Raw genomic sequence first — 15,858 nt, 5'->3', positions numbered from 1 at the left:
GGCCTTGTTTAAGGCCTTTATTCGTTTTGGCCTATGGCTTGCAACTTTACATGTAAGTTAGCAAACGAAAAGGTGGTTAACATGGCTGTTATCGCAGGTTATATCCAATTCAATGAATTAGGCAAAACAGAATTTCATTATATTAATCAACTAGCTGATGTATTTAATCGCTATAAAAAAGCAGATGTTCAGCGCTTTGATTGCGATAATGGAGCTATTTTTCACTATGACTTTGATGCTTACCAACAAGCGAGTTGGTTGCAAACTGAGTCGCAAATTGCAACGCTGATTGGTCATCCTTTACTCAGCAGCTCGCGCAGTGATGATTTAAAAGCCATGGCCAATTCAGCTTCGCTCAACACTTGCTTACAGCAATGTGAAGGGGTATTTAGCTTTTGCCAGTTTAATAGCCAATTAGGCAGCTTAGTACTTGCCACCGACCCACTTGGCTTAAAACCGTTTTACACCTTAAAAACGGCGCAAGGTTTACTGTTTTCAACCAACTTGGGGATATTTAAACAACTGAGTATTGAGCTTGAAAGCGATGCCGAAGCACTCACAGAGCTTGCTGTGCTTGGTTACCCGCTATTAGATCACACGCCTTACAAAAACATCAAATGCTCATACCCAGGCGAAATATTACGTTTTGATGCCAGCCACGGCGTGGTAAAACAACGTTACTTTGATTGGGTCGCCCTTGCCAAACAAAACCGAGAGGTGACCGATGCAATTGAAGGCGTTACTCAGGCTTTTCGCAGTGTTGTAACAAAAGCGATGCACACCGATAAAAAAGTGCTGAGCACTCTGTCAGGTGGCCTTGATTCACGGTTAATTAACTGCGAGCTATTACGCCAAGGTGTTGAGCTTAAGTCGTTTAATTTTTCGCAATCAGATAGCCAAGATCTCTACTGCGCAAAACAATATGCTTCGCAAAATGCCCTTAAACTTGAAGTTGTGCAAGTACGCGACACGCAAAAACTCTCCGTTGAGCAGCGCCTTGGCAAATACTGGCGCAAAGCACATCACAATGAATATAAAACCGTTTCAAGACCCCAAATTAGTTGGTCTGGTAATGGTGGCAGTGTTGGCTTAGGTGCCGTGTTTTATGGCGACGCTATTTATGATGCGGCAAAAGAAAACAATCTTGATAAGCTCATTCAAGCTTATTTAGATCAGCAGTACGCTTATTTGCCAAAGTCAGTGGTTCATAATGCGTCACTACTACAACAAAAACTAATTGATAACCTAAAACTTAGTTTTAACCCCTTGGCTGAATTACCACTCGAAAAAGCATTCCAATTGTTTTTACTACTCAATGATCAACACCATCATTTAAGCATTCCGAACGAGCAAGTATGCGAATTTAAAATGGAGTTCTTCCATCCGTTTTATTCGTGGAAAGTACTGCAATATCCTCTAGCTGTCCCAGTTGAATATGTACGTAAACACCGCTTTTATCAGCGTTGGCTGAAAACCAGTTACCCACGAGCTATGCTTGCACCATGGCAAGCTTATCCGGGCCATATGCCTTGCCCTATCAAGGTAAATTACCAATCACAGTGGCAGTTTAACAATAACAATCTGATGCGTTTTGGCGAGCTGTTTAAGCTGTGGTACGAGATCATGCGCTTTGACCGCCACCAGTTGATCAAACGCAGTCACTTTACCGCGTTATGCTTATTACAGTTAGCTCACTTAAAAAATGCGCAGCCAAATATTCGCATAGCTCAGCGGTTCTGTCAGTGGTAATTGATAGTCATAATGCCCTCATCTGAGGGCATTATTATGAAATACAAAAACTACTTTCTAAAAAATAATATTACAGGCTAGAATCAAGTTAGTTATTAATAATTTAAGCTGAGACTTTAATGAGAAAATGGACACTTCCTCTACTGCCATTAATCGTATTAGCAGGCTGCACCTCAGTCAGTAAAGATGAATGTTTACAAGCCAATTGGCATAGTATTGGTTATAAACATGGTGCAGATGGCACTGAGTATCGTGATGGCATCGATGCCTTATCACAATGCAGCGAATATGGCGTAAGTGCCGATATTGCTGAATATAAAGTGGGATACGATCAAGGTCTGGCAGTATATTGTGAGCCCGAAAATGGCTTTACCCTTGGCATGCAAGGGGCATCTTACAATGGCGTTTGTAACAGCACAGCGTTTCGTAAAGCATGGCAAGAAGGTAACGACAGATATCAAGTACAGCAAAGGCTGATATACATTGATGACCGAATTGACGACATAGACCGTCGCCTAAAAGGTATTCGCGCAGAGCTTAACAGCAATCAACTTGATAATAACCAGCAAAAAGCGCTATATCGAGAGCGTAAAGACTTAGAAAACGAGCGCAAAGACTTACGCAAAGAGCGCGCTTTACTTCCGCTTTTAAATAAATTGCCGAGTGTCGAAATATCAACCGAGTGGTGATGCTTTATGTTTAAGCTTCATCTTATACATTTGCTCGTCAGCTGTGGCGAGTAACTCTTTGGCGTTTTTACCATCTTCTGGGTAAAGCGCGATACCAAAACTCGCACTCACAGGCACTTTTGTTGCGTAGCGCTTTGCTACGCCTTCAACTGCTTTTTGGCAGCGTCCAGCAATGTCTTGGCAAACAGAGAGTTTTGCTAACGTTGGCAACACAATCACAAACTCATCGCCACCAATGCGCGCTAATATGTCTTTATCACGCAGCTGAAGTGAAAGCTGCTCACTGATTTCAAGAAGTAGATTATCGCCCTGCTCGTGACCAAAGGTATCATTTACCAGTTTAAAGTTATCAAGGTCGACATAAATCAACGAAAACTGGTTACCTTCATTCGCCGCATGATGAGAAAATGAGTGTAACTGAATATCTAAACCACGCCGATTTAACAGCTTAGTCAGTGGGTCTTGATTGACTAATTCATCAAGCAGTTGGCGCTTTTCTACTGCCTGCGAAATATCATCAAATGCACCAATGTAATGACTCACTTGGCCATGTTCATCATACATGGCATCTATGGTTAACAACTCAGGAAAAACTTCACCGGTTTTGCGCTTGTTCCATATTTCACCTTGCCAGCGCCCATTGTGTATTAAACGCTCCCACATCAACTCAAAGAACTCTGTGGGTTGCTGCTTAGCTGAGAGAATAGATGGGTTTTTATCAAGCACTTCTGCCTTACTAAAGCCTGTAATTTGCTCAAAAGCAGGGTTAACATCCACAATTTTAGGCTCAGGGGTGGTTATTAATATACCGCGGCTTGTTGTTGAGAAAACGGCTGTAAGCAGCTGTATTTTTTCGTTGCTTTTAACTTCTTCAGTGACATCTTCTGAATAACCATTCCACTCAACACTGCCATTAGCACGGGCAATAGGTGAGGATTTTCCTTCAACCCAAATCCCCCCTTTAGTTGGGTGATTGACTCTATATACCTCATGCCACTCGCATAATTCGATTCGCGATTTCTCAATGCTTTTAACGACTCGCTCTAAATCATCTGGGTGAATCGTTTGCATGATTAAATCTGCAGAATTTTTTATATCATCTGCTGTGCAGCCATAAATGTTGAAGACTTTGGAGCTGGCAAAAGGAAAGTATGCGGTGCCATCATTTTCGACCACATACTGATAAACAAACCCCGGTAAGTTATCAGTAAATTTTTGCAACTTAGCATGTAAAAACTCAATTTCACGCTCTTTTAACCACTGTTCAGTAATATCGATATGAACGCCTAACATCCACTCAGGGTTGCCATTTTCATCCCAACTTTGCACTTTGCCTTTATCGAGCACTTTAACCCAGTGCCCTTGTTTATGCTTCATTCGTGCTTCGCAAATATAGCGCTCAGAGTCACCTTTAAAGTGAGCGTTTAATAGCTGTTCCGATTTTGACAGGTCGTCAGGGTGAGCAAAGCTGAGCCAAGTTTCAATTGAAACTGGCAATAATTCTTGCAGTGAATAACCGATAATATCGGCCCACTTATCATTAAAAATGGTTTCGCCTGTTTGTACATTCCAAAGCCAGATCCCCGCATCCCCACTGTCGAGAATTAGCTGAGCAATGTCTAATCCAAGCTGCGATTTAATCGCATCATACCCTTCACTAAATGCCATAATTAGCCTTGTTAACTAGCTCACCCGAAATAAAAGTAAGCCTTAATCATTATTTTAGTTAACAAAATAAAAAAACACTAAAAATCCGTGAAGAATATTGATCTAACGCAGGCTATTACATTTTTGGCCAATCCACCTCATCAACACTGTCGATTGTACTTACTATGCTTTGATCTCCTTGCCATTTTCGAATGTAACGCGCCAGAGGATCATAAAGGGCTGTTTGCTTATTAATATGAAAATGTCGACCACCTCTGGGGTCAACGCCGACCCCCGCTATATATTGCCAATTACCCCAGTTTGCAGCCACGTCGTAATCGATGAGTTGCTGTTCGAAATACGCTGCACCATAGCGCCAATCAAGTTCAAGCTCGTTAACTAAACAACTTGCCGCTATTTGCCGAGAGCGGTTAGCAATATAGCCTGTCGCATTAAGCTCATGCATTATTGCATTAACCAAAGCAAATGGCGTGCGACCTTGGCACCACGCATTAAAGCGCTGGCTGTTAAAAGTCGTCAGCGGTGCACTGTGCTTTTGCCCTTTAAACTGGAAGAGTGTTGCGCCAGAGCGCATTGCATGCCACTTAAAATATTCGCGCCACAGTAATTCAAACTTTATCCAATAACTCGACTCATTTGCACCGTTTTGTAACTCATACACTTCCACTTCTCGGTACAGCTGTTTTGCGCTAATTGTGCCACCAGCGAGCCATACACTGAACTTAGTACTGTTACTAAAGCCGTCTAACTCATTGCGTGTTTCTTTATAACTGCTTGGCGCTTGAGATGAAAAGTACGCATTACAATGCTGCTGAGCTGCAATTAAGCCACCTTTAAAACTTCCTGAGTGAACAGGGACAACATCTATAGCTTGCTCAGGGCATAGTTGAACTGGGTGAGGTAAGTAGCTAACCGCTTGCTGTGGCGCCGCTATAAAGGTTGGCTCAGCTTCTACCTTTTTGCGAAAGGCAGTAAAGTTTTTAGGTAAGTCATCAAGCTGAAAAGGCAAATCCGTTGCTTTAAACAAGGTATCTTGCTGATAGGTTTTTACTGTCACTTCTGGGCATAACACTTTGATTTTATCGAGCTGTTTTTGCTCATAAACGCCAACTTGCTCGGTACAAACCAATGTTTCAATATCATACTTTTGTAATCGCTGACTGATTACTTGCTCAGGCTCACCACTTAGCACATGGAGTGTTTGCCCCAGCTTCTCAACAGCTTGTGCAAATGCTGCTAGGCTTTCACGTAAAAAATGGTGTCTATGCGTGCCATACGGTTTTGATTGATAGTTAGTTTGCCTAAACCAGCGCGGCTCAATCACAAACACTAAATCAAGCTCGCCATCAAAATCAGCTAACTCAGATAGAATTTCATTGTCGACTAGGCGTAAATCATTTTGCAGCCAATATAAAACACGCTTTTTCATTATTTACTCTATTAGAAACCTTAAGAAATTATACGTAAGCCAGCTATTTATCGATTAACTTCGCCACAGTTAGTTAGCATAACTTTTATTAATCATAAACTTACAATCTTCAATGAAGTTTAAGTTTTAGTTAAGTTTTTCTTAAGTTAGCGATTTTATGCTGATAATTGTAAAGAATTTAAAGGTTGATAAAGCCAAACATGCTGCGTCTCCTTGGTATTTAGTAGGCATAAAATGATGAATAAAATAACACCAGTTTTATTAATAACATGCACTGCTACAGGGACTGTTTATGCAAACGAGCCTTTAAGCTTAGATGTGGTTTGTGAAGTAAAAAGCAAAACCACTGCAGAATTAAGTGAAGACAAAGACATCACGGTTGATAAACTCAACATTGATACGCATACGATTTTCGATCCAAATGACCCCGAGACAACCGCCCTACATCGCTTTATAAACTGGCTGCACATAGATACCAAAAACAAAGTTGTTAGTGAACAAATGACCTTTAAAGAAGGTGACCAAGTCAGTGAGCGTCAGCTACAAGAAGCTGAGCGTATTCTGCGCAGCAAAAAATACTTAAGAGATGCCAAGGTTAGCTATACAAAAGATTGCCTTGAAGATGAGCCTCGCGTGGTGCAAATCGATACCTGGGATACATGGAGTTTATTGCCAACCATTAATTTTGGCCGTAGTAGCGGTAATAATAAATACAGCTTAGGCTTTAAAGAAGAAAACTTTTTAGGCTACGGTATTCGCGCATCATTAAAGTATAAATCAGATCATGAACGCTCAGGCTACCACTCAGTGCTGCAAATGCCAGTGCCTTGGCAGCCTCATGCAACCCTCACTTTACAAGCTGATGATTACGATGACGGGCAAGTCTTTTTAGTGGATTATCATCAGCCTTTTTATCAACGCAGCAGTGACGCACTAATGCGCTACTTTGCTAAATCACAAAAGCAAAAAAGTTATATTTATCAAAATGGTATAACCCTTTCAGAGTTCTTTACCGATGAATTAATCGCCCAGTTTGCTTACGGCGGAATTTTATCGCAAGACAGTCAGCAAACCTTTCACTGGCTTGCCGGGATTGATTACCAAGATGTCAGTTACCGCCCTTTTGAAACAGAACCTTTGCTTGACGGCCTTAACGATTACACCATTGCAGCGCCTTGGGTCGGATTACATTGGCTAGAGGACAATTACGCCGTATTGCACGATATTGACCTAATAAACCACAACGAAGACGTTAACCTCGGTTGGGAGCTAAATTCAAAGTTTGCCATCGATACCGTAAATTTTGGCCAAGGCTTTTTATTTGATACAAACCTTACCAAAGCGTGGTTTAACAATAACGCCTTGTATCGATTTGCCGCTGGCATCAAAGGCAATGTCGGAACTGAGCTTGATGACCGTTTAGCGCTTTATTCAAAAGCACAAATGAACTATCGCTGGTCAGACTCATTTGCCTTTTATGCGCATCTAAATGGTCATTGGCAAAACCATGAGTTTGCTGATAAACCACTGGCTGTTGGCGGTGAAGAAGGTATGCGTGGCTTCCCAGAAAGTTACCAACATGGTACTTCAAGCTTACAAGCAACGGCGGAACTAAGAATGTACCCTAACATCAATCTGTATCAGTTTGTAGATGTAGGCTTTGTTGGCTTTGTTGATGTAGGCCAAGCTTTTGGCAGCACTGAAACTGCGAATATTTCAGATTCAATACTAACCAGTGCAGGCGTTGGTATTCGCCTATATTCATCGCGCTCAAGTAACGACAATGTGATCCATATCGACTTTAGTACGCCTCTGGGCAGTTACCAAGACGTTGATTCATGGCAAATAGGAATGTCGGTTGAAACAACTTTTTAAGCATCTTGCTCTTTACTCATAAGCTCGCCCATACGCTGCATAAGTTCTTGTTCACTGAGGTCTTCTTTGTGTGTGCCTATAGTCCAAATGTGACCAAAAGGGTCTTCTAAAGTCCCTGATCTGTCACCATAAAATTGGTCATGTACTGGGCGCAGCTCTTTTGCCCCAAGCGACAAAGCTTTAGCAAAAACAGCATCGACATCTTCAACATACAGCATAATGCTCACCGGTGTACCGCCAAGTTGTTGAGGCGACTTAAATTGCACATCAGGGCAATTATCAGAAAGCATAATATGAGAGTCGGCTATTTTTATTTCAGCATGCGCCACTCCACCATCAGGCAAGGGCATTTGCATTACAAGCTCTGCATTAAAAGCGTTTTTGTAGAACTCTATCGCCTTAGTGGCACCTTCAATAACCAAATATGGGGTTACCGCATGGAAGCCTTTTGGGATTGCAGAAACAGCCATGTTACACCTCAACGTTTAATGTGTGAGTTATAAAGGTAGCAGTTGTAGCTAATTTCACTAATCTAATGGTAAGAACGCCAGCGAAATCTTTCGCTGGCGTTTTAAATACAAATACCAATCAACTTAACAAAGCGGTGTATTATTCAGGCCAGCTTTGAGCCCCATCAATTGCAACCTCTGTTTGATTTAACGTCGTGCAATAACCTGTGGCAGATGAGGCATAGTAAACATCACCTAATACCGTGTAGTTTTTTGCTTTAACCTGCTGTTTTGCTTTGTCTGACGTTGCCATGCCCCACATGCTGAAGTAGTTGCTCAAATCGAGCTCGGTTGCTTCTGAAAGCGCTATTAATAACCAATCATTGTTGCCTATGCTTTGTGCCTCCGACAAGCTGTAGCTTGAAAAGCCAAGTGCATCTTTTTGTGCCTGCCAATTAGTCTCGCTGTTATCAGCTAGATTAAACGCACGCTCCAAAATGTGTAAGCGAGGGTATAAATGCCAGCCGTTTTCAAGCTTATTGTGTGCCTGTGCGGCCATCATAATTTGTAAATAAATAGCGTGGCTTTGCGACCACTGAGACATTGCTAAATCTTGCATATAAGCAAATGCATCTGCACTTTGTTTACTGGCTTGTAAATGATCAAACAAGTTCTCGAATGGCAAGTTTTGGCACGATGCCGAAAAGCCCGTTTCATCTTCAAACTTCGACTTACTGTAGTAAGAGTAAAAATTGGTATTTGAATGGCCACCAAACCCTTCGATACGGAAGCGCCCTCTTTCAAGACCATGTCCTAATTCATGGATATCGCCATGCCCAGTTGGATTAAAATTCCAACCTGCGTCATACGGATTACCAGAACAACCCCAACCACAGGTCGGTTGGTCTGCATTCATATGTTTTACAATATCTATTGTTTGCACTTCGATATTGCGTGCACTCGCAAAGTCATGAATTTCGCTAACCACATCGATGCCCGGCCCTTTGAAACCAGCAAGTACATGCGGATAGTTATGAGTATAACGCTCTACTGCATGGGCGAAGTCAGACGCTACAGGCCAATAACCATCGTTAATTGAAATACGCATTTTCTCGAGCTTTGAATGCACTTCAAAGCCACCGGTTGCGACCTCAGCCCAATCATAGTCACCTTTTTCAAGCAACTCAGCAAAGCGCTCATCATCACTGCTGCTGCGCCAATACGGGTGCTCACCTACATTACTAAATTCAAAGCTGACATCTAAATCATTTTGATCAAACTCAATTTGAATTGGCCCACCATAAGGTGACGTAAAATAGACCGTTTCATTTGTCTGTATAGGCACATGAACCGACTGCAATTTAGCGGGTCGATTATAGCCATTGCTGCTCATGTAATGTGTTGCGCCATCACGCAGAGTATTAACAAACACCTTAGTATTCACTGCTTGATTATCGGTGCGTTTAATAGCAAACGTTTGCCCCGGCAAGGCATACACACCCGTTGAGCGAAAATACGCCTTACTCTGCATATTCACGGTGACGGTTTTAGGCGTTACATGACTAAAATCAGTACGGCTGAAATTACCCATATCAACTTGAAGTGGATTAACTTTACGTATATTTAATACCGCATGATCAGTAAACAGGGCACGAAAGAAGCTTGTATTCTCGGTGCTTAGCTTATCCATCGGGAAGCTCACAACTTGGCGATAATGATCTGCAAGCAGCGCCAGTAACTGGTAAAAGCGATAGCCCTGCTCTGTAAAGATATCTATTTTCGCTTGGTCAAAACCTCTAAAAACCGAATTAATGATAGTTGCCGCATCACTAAACTGTTGCTGATATTGGCTTTCAGCTGGGCAACTACGGTTATCACAGGCACTTAAATCAACACTAAATTCGCTGCTTTTAAAGCGACTAAGTAAGTCTTTAATAGTTTGCGCATCGGTTGGCAAGCTGTCGTTAATAGCAATTGGGTTCCACTGTGCCAATTCTAATCGGTGCCAATAGTTATCACCTGCAACACTCACATGGAGTAATTCAAATAACGCTCTACCTAGTGCAGTTTGGCTTCCATCACGCTGAATATAGATCACCGCTATATCATTTGCTTGAGCTTGCTTTACTGCAGCCACAACATTCTCAATATTTAATCCTTCACGCTCATGCTGAGAGATAATCAGTACATCCGTGTCAGTTGTTAAACACGCCGCTAAAGCGTCGTTGTCACAAATTGTATTGTCGTTATAGCTCACCATGCCTTCATATTGACTATCAAACCATTCTCGCGTTTTGCTCCTATCTTGAAAGTAATAGCTTTGATCAAGTTGCGCTAATACAAGTTTGAGTGGCTGCTCTGTGGTTATTTCTCTACCAGCTAACCAGGTGGTGCTGTTTTTCAAAAACTGAGTCATTTGCTCGTTAATGGTATTTCGATATGGGTTACTACCAAATACTAAGTAACGGCCCTGCTCCCCATCACTAGTACCGACAACGGCAAGGTTTCTGACTTTTGTCTCGTAACCATCTTGCCAACTATTGTTGGTAAGTAGAACTGGCTCATTGAATGGATAAGTGGCATTTAATAACGTTGCATCCCATGTTGGATACCAGCTTAATTCATCAAGAGCGGAGCTTGAGCCAAAAGCAAATAAGCTATTTTTAATGTTTTGAAAGCGCGCTTTGTGGCTATCAATTTCATTAATGGTCGCATCAAGTAGCAACTCACTGTTTGGCACAACCAGCGCATTACCTGTTTCTAGTGCCTCAGCTACATAGCTTTGAGTAATGTTTAACATAAACTCGAAGCTTGCTTGTACACGTGAATCAGAGGCTGTGATTGTGAATTTATGTTCACCAAGGTCTTCATTACTCGCGGTGCCTGATAAGATGCTAGTTTGCTCATCAAAACTTAGCCACGTAGGTAAACCTGTTACGGTTAAGCTCACTTCATCGTTGTCTGTATCGGTACTTATTAACTGCACACTCAATGCCTGCTCAGCACGCGCTTCACTACTCAGTGGAGACACCACAGGCGCTGAGTTTGCTCTGGCAGCGATGTTAAATGTTTGCTCTGCCTGCTGCGTCACTTCGCCATCTGAATAACGAAAACGAATTTGCTGTTCGCCCGTATTCGCAAACAAGGGCGTGCCGCTAAAACTGAGGTTAGTCGCATCAAAGCTAAGCCAATCAGGTTTACTAACTTCACTTACTACCACAGTGTCATTTTGTGCATCAGTAAATGTTAGCTGGTAAGTATAAGCTTGGCCTTCATTGCTATCTGATGGGGTAGAGGTGAGCGTTGGCGGTGTATTCTCAATAAGTTTGCCTTCTACATTAATATCAATCAAAAGCTTTGCAGATAGCTGCCCATCTGTGACCGTAAACTCAATGTTTGCATACTTACCTACTTGCTCAGGCGTGCCACTGATACTTGCTGAGGCTTCATTAAAACTTAGCCAACTTGGTAAGTTTGTTACAGACAAAGTAAGTGGGTCATTATCTGGATCAGAGACTTCAGGGCTAAAACTCAAGGTTTCACCAACACGTAAAGTCTGTGATTGACCGCTGATTTGCGGCGCTTGATTTTGTGGTGTTTCGGTTACAGGAGGGGTTGTTGTTTGTTTTTCATCTGAGCCTGAGCCGCCACAAGCAGCAAGTGTTAGCAATACAGCCGAGCATAATAGCGAGCGCTTGCACAAAGAGTAAGGTGCGTTCATTGAGTTCTTATCGGTGTGGTAAACAATTTTTTAACATTATAAGCCGATACTACAAACTAATATCTCGGAAAAAATACGTAAATTGATATCGCTGTCATTAATTGTTTATACCAATCCGCTTAATTAAGTAGTCTATTTTGAGGCAATGAAACCTCGTTGATAACAAGGCAAAAATTTCGTTATTTAGTTGTTCTAAATGAGAAATTTTTAACGCAGTTAGCGACAGGTTTAATCCCTCAAAATGATTAAGTATTATTGCGGGTTGGTATTAAGCCGTAAAAAGCCCCATAAAGGGCTATTTAAGGGTTACGAGCTTGGGTTTGCAAAATCGGGTCTGGGTAACTTTTCGAGTATGGCGTATAAGTAAATCACCACAAGGCAAAGCCCTCCCGCTACAAAGAATAAGGTTGGGCCATCGTAATAATCTAAAATTAAACCACCACCGAGTGGTGCTAAAGCAAATCCTAAATCATAAAACGAAGCAGCACCAAAGTAGGCTCCACGTAAGTGTGATGGTGCAAGCCTATCAAGGTGAACGTTCATCGTCGGAAACAAAATGGTTTCGGCCAAACTCATTACCACTATCGCACCAATCCAGCCCCAGAATAAATCGATTGGATTAAGTGCGAGCCAAAACTGCGACACCATTAATAGCACCAAGCCTATTTGTATTCGCACCGTTAGGCTAAATCGCGCCATCATTTTTAACAGCAGAAATTGACTTGAAATGATCACTAACGCATTGGTAAATATCAGCGCAGAAATCAATGCAAGTAGGTCGGGTGCCTCTGCACGAGTTAGGTATTGTATGAGTGAACTATCCATTTGCGCATAAATAAACATGCACAAAATATTGGCTAAAATTAAACACTGCAGCAGCTTATCTGCAAATAGAATACGTAAGATTTGCTTGCCCTGTACAGCTGGTTTTTTCTCTTCAGGCTCGTCGATTGCGGCAGTATTTTTGGCGGCTTTATCACTAAAATTAAAGCCCCAAACAAGCAGCACCAATAAAATAGCAAATGCCCCTGCGGTAATATAAAAGCTCGACTGCTCACCGGTTAAACCTAGCCATACCCCAGCTAATGGACCCACCGCACAGCCCACATTAACAATAAAGTACAGCGACTGCATGGCCAGCTCACGAGTTTGTGAATCCTCAATAATATCGCCAATTGCCGCACTGGTTAATGGTCGCCAAAGTGCAGTCGCAATCGAGCATAACGTCATTACAATCACATAACCGGCCACGGTTTCTACCTCAGCCAACAGCGAGAAAGAAATGATATACAGCACACCAGTAATGTACATCAGCGTATGCCGGCCCACTTTATCTGAGAGGCTACTGCCAATAAAACTGGTAAACACCGAAATCACCGCAGCACTGGTAAGTACCAAACCGACTTCTGTCGCCGATAAAGCAAACTTTTCGTACAAAATCACCGCGAGAAATGGCCACACCATGTAATAGCTGCCACGGGTAATAAACGAGCCAAATAAGAAGATCCACATAAGCACAGGAAACTGCTTAAAGCGCGCTAAAGAGATATCTGAATTCATTATTTTAATTTTTATGATGATGATTAAAACACTATACAGGAACTGAATCTGCCTTGGGTATTTAATCTAAAACTTGTTTGTAACAGCGTATTAATTAGCTAAAAAACAAACGCAACTTAATTGTGAATAATGTTAAGCCAACTTGAAAAAGATTAATCTAAATAAGAATAGTTATTGATTGTATTTTTCATTTGTGTAGTATACGCAGCGTTCCTCAAAGGGATAACCAACAAAAAGAACTGGAAACCTACAATGAAATCAATAAAACCAAGCTTACTGGCACTTGCCATAGCAACACATTTTTCAGCCTTTGCTGATGACGCTAAGCCGAAACAAGATATGGAACGCTTAGTTATCACTGCAACAGGTTTTGAGCAAAAAGTTACCGAAGCACCTGCAAGTATTTCGATCATCACCAATGAAGATATTAAGTCTCATGCCTTCACCTCAGTACTTGATGCTGTGCAGTATTTAGAAGGTATCGACATTGGCACAACTCGTGATAAAACAGGCCAAGGCAGTGTAAGTATGCGTGGTTTAACAGGTGAATACACCCTGTTACTTATTGATGGTAAACGCCAAAATAACCATGGCGATATTTATCCAAACAACTTTGGTGGTAACGCGTTTAACCACGTACCACCAGTCGATGCCATTGAGCGCGTTGAAGTAATTCGCGGCCCTGCATCAACGCTTTATGGTGCAGATGCACTGGGTGGTGTAATTAATATCATCACTAAAAAGCACACAGACAGCTGGAGTGGTGCAGTATCTTTTAGCCGTTCATTACAACAAAACGATGATTTTGGTGATGACATTACCACTGACTTTAGTGTGATGGGTCCGCTTATCAAAGACGTATTAAGCTTAGGTGTGCGTGGCAGTGTTTACGAGCAACAAGCATCATCGCCAACATTTGAACCAGCAACTGATCCCAATGGTGTTATTCATACTCGTTCATTAGGTTTTGGTAGTGGCGGTCGTACCGTTGATAACACAAACGAGCAGTATGGTTTTACTTTAACTTATACCCCGTTTGAGTCGCATCATTTACGTTTTGATTATGATAACTCAAGCCAAGTGTACGACAACACGCCAAGCTACGACATCGAATCAGGCACCATTACTTACCCGCTTGGTACTAAAGATAACATTGAATCAATTTGGCAAGACCGCCGCGGCCAAGTAAACCCGCGCGCAGGTTATGCGGCAGACCAAGAGTTTGACCGTGAATGGTGGTCACTCAGCTACGATGGTGAACTTAATTGGGCAACGGTTAAGGCCTCTGTATCTTATGTTGATACGCAAAACAATGGCCGTACTTTACCACTGAGTGTAAGCGAGCGATTAGAGCTGCAAGCTATGTACGATGGTACTGGCGAATACGAGGGAATGGACGAACAAGCACGTAAAGATTTAGCTGAAGAAACATTCTTACCGCGCCCTGCTCGCCCACTTGAAAGCAGCCAATATACTTATGACTTACGCTTTGATATTCCTATCACAGGCAGCTTTGGTAGCCATAACCTAGCAATTGGTGGCCAGCTTATCGACGGTGAATTAAAAGACGGCGTATTTGGCCTTGAAAGTGACCAAGCAGGTCAAGTGCAAGAGCAAAACATGTACTCAATCTTTGCCGAAGATAACTGGATGGCAACTGACAACTTTACCTTTACATTAGGTGCTCGTTACGATGACCATGATGTATTTGGCAGCCAAGTATCACCGCGCGTTTACGGTGTATATAACCTCTCTGACACTTGGACCTTAAAAGGTGGTGTAAGTACAGGTTATAAAACGCCACAAACCACAGATCTTTACGACGGTATCACCGGATTTGGTGGTCAGGGCACAAGCCCATTTGCGGGTAACCCAGATTTAGAACCAGAAACCAGTGTGAACTCTGAAGTTGCACTTTATTGGACTTCGCTTGATGGCGATCACAACATTAATGTGACTTACTACAACACCAAGTTTGAAGACAAAATTGCCCGCGGCGACACTATTTTAAGCTGTGAACAAACTAACGATGTACGTCCTTGTGTGAACTTAGGTCAGTACGATCAACTTGGCTACGATAGCTACAGCCAAAAGATCAATATCGACGAAGTAGACCTTCAAGGTGTTGAAATTGCGGGTCAATACACTATCACTAAAACAGTGTCTGTTAACGGTAACTACACGTGGACTGATAGCGAACAAAAAAGCGGTCCTGAACAAGGTCAACCATTAACTAACTCAGCTGAGCACATGGCAAACCTTACCCTAAACTGGGAAGCGACTGACTTTATGAACTTATACCTACAAGGTGTATATCGTTCAGACCGTTACCGCGGTTGGGATAACGTGCACGATAAAGCGCTGTACTACAAAAACTACAACCTACTTAATTTAGGTGCGCAGTTTTATGTAAATGAATACGTGCAAATCAATGCCCGTGTAAACAACCTATTAGACGAAGATTTCACCTCGTATAGCACAAGCTATACCGACCTAAATGGCGATGGTGAGTATGAATACCTAACAGGTCGCGGTGTAGTTAGCGAAGTCACATTCACAGACGACTACAACGTTAAAGATAAAGGCCGTAATTTCTGGATTGGCGTTACTGCTTACTTCTAAGAAAACTCCCTGAAAATAGACAGCATGCAGTCATGTGCTGTCTATTTTTCTAACTACACTATTACTCTTACTGTCAGTATTCTTTTTACTGTCACT

At 42.1% G+C, this 15,858-nt stretch carries 9 protein-coding genes; 4 read left to right on the top strand and 5 right to left on the bottom strand.

Annotation, left to right across the window (positions count from 1 at the left end; translation table 11 throughout):
* Positions 1 to 81 precede the first annotated feature (81 nt).
* Positions 82 to 1,749 (top strand): asparagine synthase-related protein, encoded by a 1,668-nt coding sequence (locus HUS61_RS13610; RefSeq protein WP_175082722.1) that lies wholly within the window; start codon positions 82 to 84, stop codon positions 1,747 to 1,749.
* Positions 1,750 to 1,868: 119 nt separating this feature from the next.
* Positions 1,869 to 2,438 (top strand): DUF2799 domain-containing protein, encoded by a 570-nt coding sequence (locus tag HUS61_RS13605; RefSeq protein ID WP_175082721.1) that lies wholly within the window; start codon positions 1,869 to 1,871, stop codon positions 2,436 to 2,438.
* Here HUS61_RS13605 and HUS61_RS13600 read toward each other — a convergent pair.
* Both HUS61_RS13600 and HUS61_RS13595 read right to left on the bottom strand, forming a co-directional pair.
* Positions 2,424 to 4,106 carry a sensor domain-containing diguanylate cyclase gene (locus HUS61_RS13600; protein WP_175082720.1) on the bottom strand — a complete coding sequence of 561 codons (1,683 nt, stop codon included), beginning with the start codon at positions 4,104 to 4,106 and terminating at the stop codon, positions 2,424 to 2,426. The genes HUS61_RS13605 and HUS61_RS13600 overlap by 15 nt on opposite strands.
* 115 nt (positions 4,107 to 4,221) lie before the next feature.
* Positions 4,222 to 5,535: a DASH family cryptochrome gene (locus HUS61_RS13595; RefSeq protein WP_175082719.1), complete on the bottom strand. Its 1,314-nt coding sequence runs from the start codon at positions 5,533 to 5,535 to the stop codon at positions 4,222 to 4,224.
* 234 nt (positions 5,536 to 5,769) lie between these two features.
* On the opposite strand from HUS61_RS13595, the gene HUS61_RS13590 reads away from it, so the two are divergent.
* A complete protein-coding gene (locus tag HUS61_RS13590) occupies positions 5,770 to 7,410 on the top strand; it encodes a hypothetical protein (RefSeq protein ID WP_175082718.1) in 1,641 nt (546 codons plus the stop codon).
* Here HUS61_RS13590 and HUS61_RS13585 read toward each other — a convergent pair.
* From HUS61_RS13585 to HUS61_RS13575, 3 genes are all read right to left on the bottom strand, one after another.
* The gene (locus HUS61_RS13585; protein WP_175082717.1) at positions 7,407 to 7,880 is read right to left on the bottom strand and encodes a VOC family protein; all 474 of its coding nucleotides are present in this window, start codon (positions 7,878 to 7,880) and stop codon (positions 7,407 to 7,409) included. The genes HUS61_RS13590 and HUS61_RS13585 overlap by 4 nt on opposite strands.
* A gap of 139 nt (positions 7,881 to 8,019) precedes the next feature.
* Positions 8,020 to 11,580 (bottom strand): ImpA family metalloprotease, encoded by a 3,561-nt coding sequence (locus tag HUS61_RS13580; RefSeq protein ID WP_175082716.1) that lies wholly within the window; start codon positions 11,578 to 11,580, stop codon positions 8,020 to 8,022.
* A gap of 306 nt (positions 11,581 to 11,886) precedes the next feature.
* Complete coding sequence (locus tag HUS61_RS13575; RefSeq protein WP_175082715.1) at positions 11,887 to 13,140, bottom strand: MFS transporter; 1,254 nt, start codon at positions 13,138 to 13,140, stop codon at positions 11,887 to 11,889.
* A 252-nt stretch (positions 13,141 to 13,392) separates the two neighbouring features.
* On the opposite strand from HUS61_RS13575, the gene HUS61_RS13570 reads away from it, so the two are divergent.
* On the top strand, positions 13,393 to 15,762 hold the full coding sequence (locus tag HUS61_RS13570) for a TonB-dependent receptor domain-containing protein (protein WP_175082714.1): 2,370 nt from the start codon (positions 13,393 to 13,395) through the stop codon (positions 15,760 to 15,762).
* Positions 15,763 to 15,858: the final 96 nt, after the last annotated feature.

It is taken from the genome of Pseudoalteromonas sp. 0802 (genome assembly GCF_013350085.1).
Lineage (GTDB): Bacteria > Pseudomonadota > Gammaproteobacteria > Enterobacterales > Alteromonadaceae > Pseudoalteromonas.
This window is presented reverse-complemented; position numbering and strand designations above follow the sequence as displayed.